Source organism: Streptomyces sp. NPDC047453 (genome assembly GCF_040643155.1).
Lineage (GTDB): Bacteria > Actinomycetota > Actinomycetes > Streptomycetales > Streptomycetaceae > Streptomyces.
The window spans coordinates 80,439-91,348 of record NZ_JBEYTS010000031.1; the positions used below are offsets into that span (position 1 = coordinate 80,439).

A 10,910-nucleotide genomic window follows, 5' to 3' on the forward strand; every position below is an offset into this window, starting at 1 on the left:
CGGGGCGGGACTCAGCCGGCCCGCGCCGCCTCCAGTTCCCCGGCCATGGCGGAGCGCAGCCGCAAGGTCGTGACCAGCCGCTGGAAAGCCTCCGCCCAGTACCCTCCGGCTCCCGGCGACGCGTCCTCCGCCTCGTCCGGAACCGCCAGCAGTCCGTCGAGCCGACTCGCCTCCGCGGGATCCAGGCACCGCTCGGCAAGCCCCATCACTCCACTGAAACTCCATGGGTAACTCCCTGCGTCCCGCGCGATGTTGAGCGCGTCGACCACCGCCCGCCCGAGCGGTGCCGCCCACGGCACCGCGCACACCCCGAGCAGCTGAAACGCCTCGGGCAGTCCGTGTGCCGCGATGAATCCGGCCACCCAGTCGGCCCGTTCGGCGGCGTCCAGCGTGCCGAGCAACTTGGCGCGCTCGGCCAGGGACACCGCGCCGGGGCCGCCGGCTTCGGGGGCCGCGGGCGGCCCGAGCAGCGCCCGCGCCCACTGTGCGTCCCGCTGTCGCACCGCCGCCCGGCACCAGGCGGCGTGCAGTTCGCCCTGCCATCCGTCCGCGACCGGCAGGGCCACGATCTCCCGCGGCGTGCGCCCGCCCAGCCGTCCGGGCCAGGTCCCGAGCGGCGCCGCCTCCACCAACTGGCCCAGCCACCAAGATCGTTCGCCCCGTCCCGCCGGAGCCTTGGGGACGATCCCGTCGCGCTCCATGGCCGAGTCGCACTCGTGCGGCGCCTCGACGACGAGCGTGGGCGTCCCGCGCGTGTGGTCGACGGCCACGCAGGAGCGGGCCCGGGCCGCCATCCGCGCGGCCAGCGCAGATCCGGGCAGCGCCGAGAGCAACTCCGCGGCCGTGGACCGTACATTGCGGCTGCGGTCGGACAGGGCCTGCTCCAGAAAAGCCTCGTCGTCCGGGCTGAGACCCGTTCGCAGGGAGTCGAGGAACATCAGCCGGTCCTCGGCCCGCTCGGTGGCCCAGGAGCCGGCGAGCAGTTCGCGTGCGGCCGCGGGCGTGCGGGCACGTATCGACGCGAGCAGCGCGACCCGCTCCGCGAACAGGCCCTCCTCCCACAGCTTGCGGACGCGGTCGGCGTCCTCGGAGCCGCTCTGGGCGGCGCCGGCACTCGGGGCCGCCCGCAGCGCGAACCGCCAGTCCGGGTTCAGCCCCGCCAGCCACAGCGCGCGCGGGCCTCCGAAGGCCAGTGCGGCCGGACGCAGGTCCGTACGGCCCCGCGCGGCGTCCAGCAGGGCGGGCAGCGCCTCCGGTGGCGGGGCGTACCCGTGGGCGTTCGCCGCCGCGAGCCACTGGGGCAGCAGTTCCATCAGGTCCGGTGCCGTGCCCCGGCGGCCGCCCGCCGCACCGGGCCGGTCGGCCAGCAGCACGGCGAGCCTGCGGGCCGCGGCCGCGGGCAGCGGCGGACGCGGATCCTCCGGTGCGGGCTCCGGGCGCCGGGCCGCGGGCGCGGGGCGCAGTCCCGCACGCCGCCGTACGGTCTGCACGGCCGCCGCGTCGAGCAGCGCCACCGGCGCGGTCCGTCCGGGTGCGCCGCCCGGGGGCGTGCGCCGGTCCGTGCCGAGCAGGGCGGTGGTGACCAACTCCTCCCAGGCGCCCGTGGCGGGCGCCTCCGGCGGGGTGGAGGTCCTGATCATGAGCTTCCTTTCCGTAGCCGGCTGCCCGGAGTGGTTGAAGGGTCACATGGACCGGGTTTCCCCTGGGGTGGAACAAATGCGTGGGGCAGAAGAGAAAACGTATTCAGATGGGATACTCTCTGACATTTTGCGCCTTTTGGGTGAGAGGTTCCCGCTGTGCCGACAGTGCCCCGCGTGTCGCGGTGACGTCACTCCTTTGCCGGACATTCCGAGCCCGCTGCCAGGGGTGATGTCACGGATGGTCGATAACGTATCAACACAACGTCACCATTTCTCCCTCGTTCCGCAGCCATGCGGTCAACGGGGCGAAGCCCCGGTGGCCGCACTCGCCGAAGACCGTGACCGGCGCACCGCCCGACAGGGCGACCAGCCGCCACAGGCCCGGACGCGTACGGGCCGCTCGAGTGACGGGCAGCGCGGAGTCGGAGGCGGCGTCGGCCAGCTGCCAGGACTCCCCGTCCGGGACCGGTACGACCTCCCGCAGCGTCACCGGAACCGACTCCAGCCACGGGTCGTCCCGCAGCGCCGCGCCGTAGCGGGCGGCCGCCTGCGCCGTCGTCACCCCGCGCGGGCGGATCCGGACGGGCGCCGGGGGCGCGAACCGCTCGCCCAGGGCCGCGCGCAGCTGCCCCGCGCCCGGATAGGAGGACAGCTCGGCCTCCAGGGCCAGGCCCACCGGCAGCGCGAGCTCCGGGGCGCGGCCCGCCGCGCCGTAGGAGAGCAGGAGAGCCGTACGGCCCGAGTCCGCGCCGTGCAGCCATATCCTGCGTGTGGTCAGCTTCGCGTCCGCGGTGTCGTACTGGGCGAGGACGAGCCAGCGGTCCCGCACCGGAGGCCCGTCCGCGGAGACGGGCAGGCCCACCCGGGATCGGACCGTCGCCGACACCCCTTCCGGCAGCCGCTCGCGGCCCAGCCAGCCCTGGCCCAGCAGATGCAGCAGCGCGCACTCTTCCAGTAGCCGCACCGGCCAGCCCGGCCCCGACGACGGCACGGCCCCCAGCTCCCGCACCCGTCCCGCCAGTCCGGGAGCCTGCGCGTCGACCATGCGGGCCGCCGTCTCCTCCCACAGCGCGTAGCTCTCCTGCTCGGCCGGGGCCAGACCGCCGCGCAGCAGGTCGGCCAGGCGCTGCTCCAGCTCCGTCACCCCCGCGGTGATCCGCTCGGCCCGGCGCTCCGCCCTGCGCAGCGCCGCCTGCGGATCAGCGGCACCGGAGGCCGGACCCGCGGCCCCCTCCGACCGCTTCCGCGCCGTCCGATCCCTGCGGGCCGCCATCCACTGCTCGGCCCAGTCGGGCGCCTGCCCCAACGGCACCGCGCCGTCGTCGCTCGCCCACAGCAACAGCAGGCCGAGCGCGTGCTTGCACGGGAACTTGCGGCTCGGGCAACTGCACTTGTACGCCGGCCCGGCACCGCCCGCGACGTCGACGACCGTCTGATACGGCCTGCTGCCGCTGCCCTTGCACAGTCCCCACACCGCCCCCTCGTCGGAACACCCCGCCTCGGACCACGGCCCGGCCGCGCCGAGTTTGCTTCCCGCTTTGCGCGACGCGGCGTCAGGCGCCAGTGCCAGCACCTGGTCCGCGCTCCAGCGCACCCCCTGCTGAGTCATGTCATCGAAGGTAGGACCTGCCACTGACAATCGACCGGGCAAGCGTGTTTGTGCAGGTCAGAACGCATTGTCAGTGCCGTGGTTCATGGTTGGTGACAGATCCGAACCGGCCGAGCTGGAGGGGGCCCCAGCCATGTCTGTGTCCGTCGAACCGACACCCGTCGAACCGCGCCAGAACCACTCCGCGCCCGCGAACACGCCGGAGGCGCAGACGCTGCGCCCGCACGCCGAGCACGCCTTCGCGGCCGAGCTGGCGGCGCTCGCCGCGCACGACGACCGTCCGCGCCCGGCCCGCTGGAAGCTGTCGCCGTGGGCCGTCGCGACCTACCTCCTCGGCGGCATGCTGCCGGACGGCACGGTGATCACACCGAAGTACGTGGGCCCCCGCCGCATCGTCGAGGTCGCGGTCACCACCCTCGCCACCGACCGCGCCCTGCTCCTGCTCGGCGTGCCGGGCACGGCGAAGACCTGGGTGTCCGAGCACCTGGCCGCCGCGGTCAGCGGCGACTCGACGCTCCTGGTGCAGGGCACGGCCGGCACCCCGGAGGAGGCGATCCGCTACGGCTGGAACTACGCGCGGCTCCTGGCGCACGGCCCGAGCCGCGACGCCCTCGTGCCCAGTCCGGTCATGCGGGCCATGGCGCTGGGCATGACCGCCCGGGTCGAGGAGCTGACCCGCATCCCGGCCGACGTGCAGGACACGCTGATCACGATCCTGTCCGAGAAGACCCTGCCGATACCGGAACTGGGCGAGGAGGTGCAGGCGGTCCGCGGCTTCAACCTGATCGCCACCGCCAACGACCGCGACCGCGGGGTCAACGACCTGTCCAGCGCCCTGCGCCGCCGGTTCAACACGGTGGTGCTGCCGCTGCCGGAGAGCCCCGAGGCCGAGGTCGACATCGTGGCGCGTCGCGTCGACCAGATCGGCCGCTCCCTCGACCTGCCGGGCGTCCCGGACGGGGCCGACGAGATCCGCCGTGTCGTGACCGTCTTCCGCGAGCTGCGCGACGGAGTCACCGCGGACGGCCGTACGAAGCTGAAGTCGCCCAGCGGCACCCTGTCCACCGCCGAGGCGATCTCGGTGGTCACCGGCGGCCTCGCGCTGGCGGCCCACTTCGGCGACGGCGTGCTGCGGGCCGGTGACGTGGCCGCCGGCATCCTCGGCGCCGTCATCCGCGACCCGGCGGCCGACCGCGTCGTCTGGCAGGAGTACCTGGAGACCGTCGTCCGCGAGCGCGACGGCTGGAAGGACTTCTACCGGGCCTGCCGGGAGGTGAGCGCGTGAGCGGCACCGGACGGCCGACCGACGGCGGACGCCTGCCGGCCGGCACGGCGCGGGCCCGCGCCGACGACGAGCCCAGCTGGACCGCGGGACGAGGACGAGGGAGGACGAGGAGGGGGACGACGTGAGGGGAGCTGAGGAGTCCGGGAGCCGGCGGACCGGCGCGGGGCCGCTGCTGCTCGGGGTCCGGCACCACGGGCCCGGATCCGCCCGCGCGGTGCGGGCCGCGCTGGAGGCGGCGCGACCGCGGGCGGTGCTGATCGAGGGCCCGCCGGAGGCGGACGGGCTGATCCCGCTCGCCGCCGACCGGGACATGCGGCCGCCCGTCGCGCTCCTCGCCCACGCCGTGGACGAGCCCGGTCGCTCGGCGTTCTGGCCGCTGGCCGGTTTCTCGCCCGAGTGGGTCGCCGTCCGCTGGGCCCTGGAGCACGACGTCCCGGCCCGCTTCATCGACCTGCCGGCCACGCACACGCTCGCGTGGGGCAGGGAAGACGCCAGCAGGCCCGCGGACGCCGGCGCCGACCCGGAGGGCTCCGCGGTGGAGGGGACCGCGGAGCCCCCGGCGGGGGCGTGTCCGCCCGAGACAGCGGTGCGCGTCGACCCGCTCGCCGCGCTCGCCGAGGCCGCCGGGTACGACGACCCCGAGTGCTGGTGGGAGGACGTGGTCGAGCACCGGGGCGCCGGCGAGGGCGACGCGTTCGCCCCGTTCCTGGTGCTGGAGGAGGCCATGGGCGCGCTGCGAGAGGCGTACGGCAGCGGGGAGGACCACCGGGATCTTGTGCGCGAGGCCCATATGCGCCTCCAAGTGCGTGCCGCGCAGCGCGAGTTCGGGGACGACGTCGCCGTGGTGTGCGGGGCCTGGCACGTGCCCGCGCTGCGGCGGAAGGCGACCGTCGCCGCCGACCGGGCCCTGCTGAAGGGACTGCCCAAGGTCAAGGCGGACATGACCTGGGTGCCGTGGACCCATCGCCGGCTGTCCCGGGCCTCCGGCTACGGCGCGGGCATCGACTCGCCCGGCTGGTACGCCCACCTGTTCGACGTGCCGGACCGGCCCGTCGAGCGGTGGCTGACCAAGGTGGCGGGACTGCTGCGGGAGGAGGACCGCATCGTCTCCTCCGCGCACGTCATCGAGGCGGTGCGGCTGGCGGGGACGCTCGCCGCGATGCGCGGCCGCCCGCTGGCGGGGCTGAGCGAGACGACGGACGCGGTGCGCGCGGTGATGTGCGACGGCTCCGACGTGCCGCTGGCACTGGTGCACCACCGGTTGGTGGTGGGGGACGTGCTGGGCGCGGTGCCGGAGGCGGCGCCCGCGGTGCCGTTGCAGCGCGACCTTGCCCGGCTGCAGCGGCGGTTGCGGCTCAAACCGGAGGCGCTGGAGCGGGAGCTGGAGCTCGACCTGCGCAAGGAGACCGATGCCGGGCGCAGCAGGTTGCTGCACAGGCTGCGGCTGCTGGGCGTGGGCTGGGGCGAGCCCACGGCCTCGCGGGGCAGCACCGGTACGTTCCGGGAGACCTGGCGGCTGTGCTGGGAGCCCGAGCTGTCGGTGCGCGTCGCCGAGGCCGGGGTGTGGGGGACGACCGTGCTCGCCGCCGCGACCGCCAGGGCGGAGTCGGACGCCGTGGCCGCGCGGGCCCTCGCCGAGGTCACCGCGCTCGCGGAGCACTGCCTGCTCGCCGAACTGCCCGACGTGCTGCCCGTGGTCATGCGCGTGCTCGCCGACCGGGCGGCGCTCGACACGGATGTCGGGCACCTCGCCCAGGCGCTGCCCGCCCTGGTCCGCTCCCTGCGCTACGGGGACGTGCGCGGCACGGACACCGGGGCGCTGGCGGGGGTGGCGGCCGGCCTGGCCGAGCGGATCTTCGTCGGGCTGCCCCCGGCCTGCGTCGCACTGGACGCGGACGCGGCCGAGGAGATGCGCCGGCATGTGGACGCGGTGCACGGCGCGATCGCCCTGCTCGGCGACACCCCCCAGGCCGGGCACGGCGATCTGCGCGCCCGCTGGCACACCGTGCTCCGGACCCTCTCCGGACGGGACATGGTCCCCGGGGTGCTGCGGGGACGCGCGGTGCGGCTGCTGCTGGACGACGGGGAGGTCGAGCAGGAGCAGGCGGCGCGGCTCATGGGCCTCGCGCTGTCGCCGGGCACGCCGCCGGCCGACGCGGCCGCGTGGATCGAGGGCTTCGTCGGCGGTGGGGGCGGGATGCTGCTCGTGCACGACGAGCGGCTGCTCGGGCTGGTCGACGCCTGGCTGACCAGTGTGCCGGCGCAGGCGTTCACGGACGTACTGCCGCTGCTGCGGCGCACGTTCTCGGCGTACGAGCCGGGGGTGCGCAGAACGCTCGGCGAGCTGGTCGGGCGCGGTCCGGGGCAGGGCGGTGGCGGGGCCGGGGGCTCGACGGGCGGTGTGCCCGGGTTCGCCGAGGAACTCGACCAGGAGCGCGCGGACGCCGTACTGCCCGTGCTGCGGCTGCTGTTGGGGCTGGACGGCCCCGGTCCCGGCGGGGAGAAGCCGGGCAACGAGGTTGCGGGGGTGGCGGGATGACCGTGGGAGAGGGGTACGACGTGACGGACGCGGTCCAGGAGCGGCTGCGGCGCTGGCGGCTCGTGCTCGGCGGCGGCCCGGCCGACGGCACCGGATGCGCGCTGTCGGGACGGGACACGGCGATGGACGCGGCGCTCGCCGCGCTCTACGGAAAGGGGGACAAGCCGCCGACGGGACGGACGGGACGCGACCGTTCGGCGGGGCTGGGAGGCTCGGCGCCCTCGGTGGCGCGGTGGCTCGGGGACATACGGACGTACTTCCCCTCCTCCGTCGTGCAGGTCATGCAGCGGGACGCCATCGACCGGCTCGGGCTGGCCACGCTGCTGCTGGAGCCGGAGATGCTGGAGGCGGTGGAGGCGGACGTCCACCTCGTCGGCACCCTGCTCTCGCTCAACAAGGCGATGCCGGAGACGACGAAGGAGACGGCCCGGGCCGTGGTGCGCAAGGTCGTCGAGGACCTGGAGAAGCGGCTGGCCACCCGCACCCGGGCCACGCTCACCGGCGCCCTCGACCGCAGCGCGCGCGTCAGCCGGCCACGCCACCACGACATTGACTGGAACCGCACCATCTCGGCCAACCTCAAGAACTACCTGCCGGAGTACCGGACGGTCGTACCCGAGCGGCTGATCGGCTACGGCCGGGCGTCGCAGTCCGTGAAGAAGGAGGTCGTCCTCTGCGTCGACCAGTCGGGGTCGATGGCGGCGTCCGTCGTGTACGCCTCCGTCTTCGGGGCCGTGCTGGCGTCCATGCGGTCCGTCAGCACGCGGCTGGTCGTCTTCGACACGGCGGTCGTCGACCTCACCGACCAGCTCGACGACCCGGTGGACGTGCTCTTCGGCACCCAGCTCGGCGGCGGCACGGACATCAACCGGGCGCTGGCGTACTGCCAGTCGCGGATCACCCGGCCCGCGGAGACGGTGGTCGTGCTGATCAGCGACCTGTACGAGGGAGGCATACGCGACGAGATGCTGAAGCGGGTCGCCGCGATGAAGGCGTCCGGAGTGCAGTTCGTGACGCTGCTCGCGCTCTCCGACGAGGGCGCGCCCGCCTACGACCGCGAGCACGCGGCGGCTCTCGCGGCGCTCGGGGCACCGGCGTTCGCCTGCACGCCCGACCTGTTCCCGGAGGTGATGGCGGCGGCGATCGAGAAGCGGCCGCTTCCGATACCCGACGCCGGGTGACCTTGCCCGCCCAGTGGTGGGAGAGGGCTTGCGCACCCTTGGGAACCCCGTGCGAGGATCGACGCTCCGAACCCTTGTCGCCGTACGCGAGGAACCGCCCTCTCTTGACCTGGCCAGCAGCCCTGCCCGGTGCCGCTCTACGCGCGACGCGTACGGCGGCCGGGCGGCGTGTTCTGCAACTGGGGCTGCTGGTGGGGGCGTTGTTCGCCCTCGGGTTCCTGTGCGGGCAGCAGGCGCGGGCGGCGGAGGGCGGACCGACGGCACCCTTGTCCGAGACGGTGACCGCACCGGTTCCGGGGCCCGAGTCTGCGCCCTCGTCCGCGCCCGCGCCCTCGTCCGGCGGCCTCGCGGCCGTGACCGCCCGGGTCGCGAAGCCTGTCGTCGGTCCGATCACCGAGCCCGTCGAGAAGCCGGGCGTTCGGATGGCTGCCGAGCCGGTCGTCGAGCGCGTTGTACGGCCAGTTGCCAAGTTCGTGGTCGAGCCGGCTGCCCAGCCCGTCGCCGCGCCCGTCGTGCGGCCGGTCGACGAGTCGGTTGTCGAGCCCGTCGTGAAGCTGGACGTTCGGTCGGTCGTAGAGCCCGTCGCCGAGCCGGCCGTGTGGCCAGTTGCCGAGTCCGTTGCCGAGCCGGTTGTTGAGCGCGTCGTGAGGCCTGTCGGCGAGTCTGTCGTCCAGCCGGTCGTCGAGCCCGCTGCCGAGCGCGTTGTGCGGCCGGTCGTCCGGCCGGTCGTCGAGCGTGTCGTGGAGCCGGTTGCCGAACCGGTTGTCCGGCCCGTCGCCGAGCGCGTCGTGAGGCCGGTAGTCGAGCCGGTCGTCGAGTCCGTAGTCCGGCCCGTCGTGAAGCCGGTCGTCCGGCCCGTCGTGAAGCCGGTCGTCGAGCCTGTTGTGACGGTCGTCGTCGAGTCCGTCGTCCGGCCGGTCGTGAAGCTGGTTGGGGATGCGGTCGGCGCTGAGGTGGGCGGGGCGGTCGAGGTGTGGCCCGAGGCGCCGGCGGTGCCTGTCGTGCCCGGCCTTCCGGCGCCGTCGCCGTTCCAGCCGCAGCCGGGGTCCGCTGCCTCGGCTCCGCAGGTCCAGCCGCAGCAGCGGCCGAGGGGCGCGGGCCTGCCCACGTCCGGTGGGCACGCCAGCACCCCCAAGGCCCGTACGGCACAAGGCGTCACCGCGTCCTCCGCTGCCGCCTACGGCCCGCGATACACCGACGCGACCTCCGGGACCGGCGGCGCCGCCGTGCACGTCCAGCCCCACCGCGCGCCCCGTGCCGGTCTCGTCGCCCCCCTCGTCCCGTTCCCCGCGCACCAGGGCCCCGATGGTGGTCCGGACGGCGTGCTCGGCGATCACGCGACAGCCGACTCCGGCACCTCGCGGCACGGTGACGCGCACGCCGTCACGGTGCCCGAGCGGGCCCCGTCGCGGCTGGTGCCCGGCGCCGCCGCCCGGGCCGCCGCACTCGGCACCCCGGACCGGCACCAGGCCGTCCCCGTCTTCCCCGGCTAGCCGGACAGGTCCACCACTCCGTCGCCACGGAGAGCCCACCCGACTCCGCGGGCCCGGTGGACCCGGACGGCTGAAAGCCGTCGGTCCGTCCGGCCGTGCCGCCCGGGACCTCGCGGAAAAGGGCGGCTGGTCCCCGTTGGGGTGGGGACCAGCCGCCTGAGCCCCTTCGGGGCTGCACGAGGGGGCCTCACCCGGTCAACCCCAGCCCGGTGAGGCCCCCGCTTCAGCGGCACGCCGTGCCAGAGAGCGCGGCATCATGTGACAGGTATCACCGCTCAGGTGTGACCCTCGATTTAGGGCACTCCCGTAAGCGGGGATAACCTGCGAGACGGACATGCCGCGCGCTCGGACACCGTGTGCGCCTTCCCTGTGACCCAGAGCGGACGTCACGTTGCCCTTCGCGGCACGCCCACGCATCCAACGAACCGCGAGATCACTGATAGGGACGGAAGCGCGTGGACCTGTTCGAGTACCAGGCGAGGGACCTCTTCGCCAAGCACGGTGTACCGGTGCTGGCCGGTGAAGTCATCGACACGCCTGAGGCGGCGCGCGAGATCACCGAGCGGCTGGGCGGCAAGTCGGTCGTCAAGGCCCAGGTGAAGGTCGGTGGCCGCGGCAAGGCCGGTGGCGTCAAGCTGGCCGCCACCCCGGACGAGGCCGTCGCCCGCGCGACGGACATCCTCGGCATGGACATCAAGGGCCACACGGTCCACAAGGTCATGCTTGCCGAGACCGCTCCGGAGATCCTCGAGGAGTACTACGTCTCCTTCCTCCTCGACCGCGCCAACCGCACCTTCCTCTCCATCGCCTCCGTCGAGGGCGGCATGGAGATCGAGGAGGTCGCGGCCACCCGCCCCGACGCCGTCGCCCAGATCGCGATCGACGCCATCGACGGCGTGGACCGGGCGAAGGCCGAGGAGATCGTCGCCGCGGCCAAGTTCCCGGCCGAGGTCGCCGACAAGGTCGCCGACGTCCTGGTCAGCCTCTGGGAGGTCTTCGTCAAGGAGGACGCCCTCCTGGTCGAGGTCAACCCGCTCGCGAAGGTCGCCTCCGGTGACGTCATCGCCCTCGACGGGAAGGTGTCGCTGGACGACAACGCGGAGTTCCGTCACCCCGAGTTCGAGGAGCTCCACGACCGGGCCGCGGCCAATCCGCTGGAGGCG

At 74.4% G+C, this 10,910-nt stretch carries 8 protein-coding genes; 5 read left to right on the plus strand and 3 right to left on the minus strand.

Annotated features, from left to right (window positions below; all coding sequences use genetic code 11):
- Positions 1-11 precede the first annotated feature (11 nt).
- Both ABZ818_RS25165 and ABZ818_RS25170 read right to left on the minus strand, forming a co-directional pair.
- A complete protein-coding gene (locus ABZ818_RS25165; protein ID WP_361418758.1) occupies positions 12-1,640 on the minus strand; it encodes a DUF5691 domain-containing protein in 1,629 nt (542 codons plus the stop codon).
- 253 nt (positions 1,641-1,893) lie between these two features.
- Positions 1,894-3,249 carry an SWIM zinc finger family protein gene (locus ABZ818_RS25170; protein ID WP_361418761.1) on the minus strand — a complete coding sequence of 452 codons (1,356 nt, stop codon included), beginning with the start codon at positions 3,247-3,249 and terminating at the stop codon, positions 1,894-1,896.
- A 133-nt stretch (positions 3,250-3,382) separates the two neighbouring features.
- Here ABZ818_RS25170 and ABZ818_RS25175 point away from each other — a divergent pair, with 133 nt between their 5' ends.
- The 3 genes from ABZ818_RS25175 (at position 3,383) to ABZ818_RS25185 (ending at position 8,254) form a co-directional block, all read left to right on the plus strand.
- Complete coding sequence (locus tag ABZ818_RS25175; protein ID WP_361418764.1) at positions 3,383-4,534, plus strand: AAA family ATPase; 1,152 nt, start codon at positions 3,383-3,385, stop codon at positions 4,532-4,534.
- A 121-nt stretch (positions 4,535-4,655) separates the two neighbouring features.
- The gene (locus ABZ818_RS25180; protein WP_361418767.1) at positions 4,656-7,073 is read left to right on the plus strand and encodes a DUF5682 family protein; all 2,418 of its coding nucleotides are present in this window, start codon (positions 4,656-4,658) and stop codon (positions 7,071-7,073) included.
- On the plus strand, positions 7,070-8,254 hold the full coding sequence (locus ABZ818_RS25185; RefSeq protein WP_361418770.1) for a VWA domain-containing protein: 1,185 nt from the start codon (positions 7,070-7,072) through the stop codon (positions 8,252-8,254). The genes ABZ818_RS25180 and ABZ818_RS25185 overlap by 4 nt, the downstream gene beginning before the upstream one ends.
- Positions 8,255-8,391: 137 nt before the next feature.
- On the opposite strand, the gene ABZ818_RS25190 is transcribed toward ABZ818_RS25185, so the two are convergent.
- The gene (locus ABZ818_RS25190) at positions 8,392-9,375 is read right to left on the minus strand and encodes a hypothetical protein (RefSeq protein WP_361418773.1); all 984 of its coding nucleotides are present in this window, start codon (positions 9,373-9,375) and stop codon (positions 8,392-8,394) included.
- 105 nt (positions 9,376-9,480) lie between these two features.
- On the opposite strand from ABZ818_RS25190, the gene ABZ818_RS25195 reads away from it, so the two are divergent.
- Entirely contained in the window at positions 9,481-9,747 is a 267-nt protein-coding gene (locus tag ABZ818_RS25195) for a hypothetical protein (protein ID WP_361418776.1), read from the plus strand.
- Positions 9,748-10,202: 455 nt separating this feature from the next.
- Positions 10,203-10,910 (plus strand): ATP-grasp domain-containing protein (locus ABZ818_RS25200; RefSeq protein WP_361418779.1); only part of this gene is annotated, 708 nt, incomplete at its 3' end.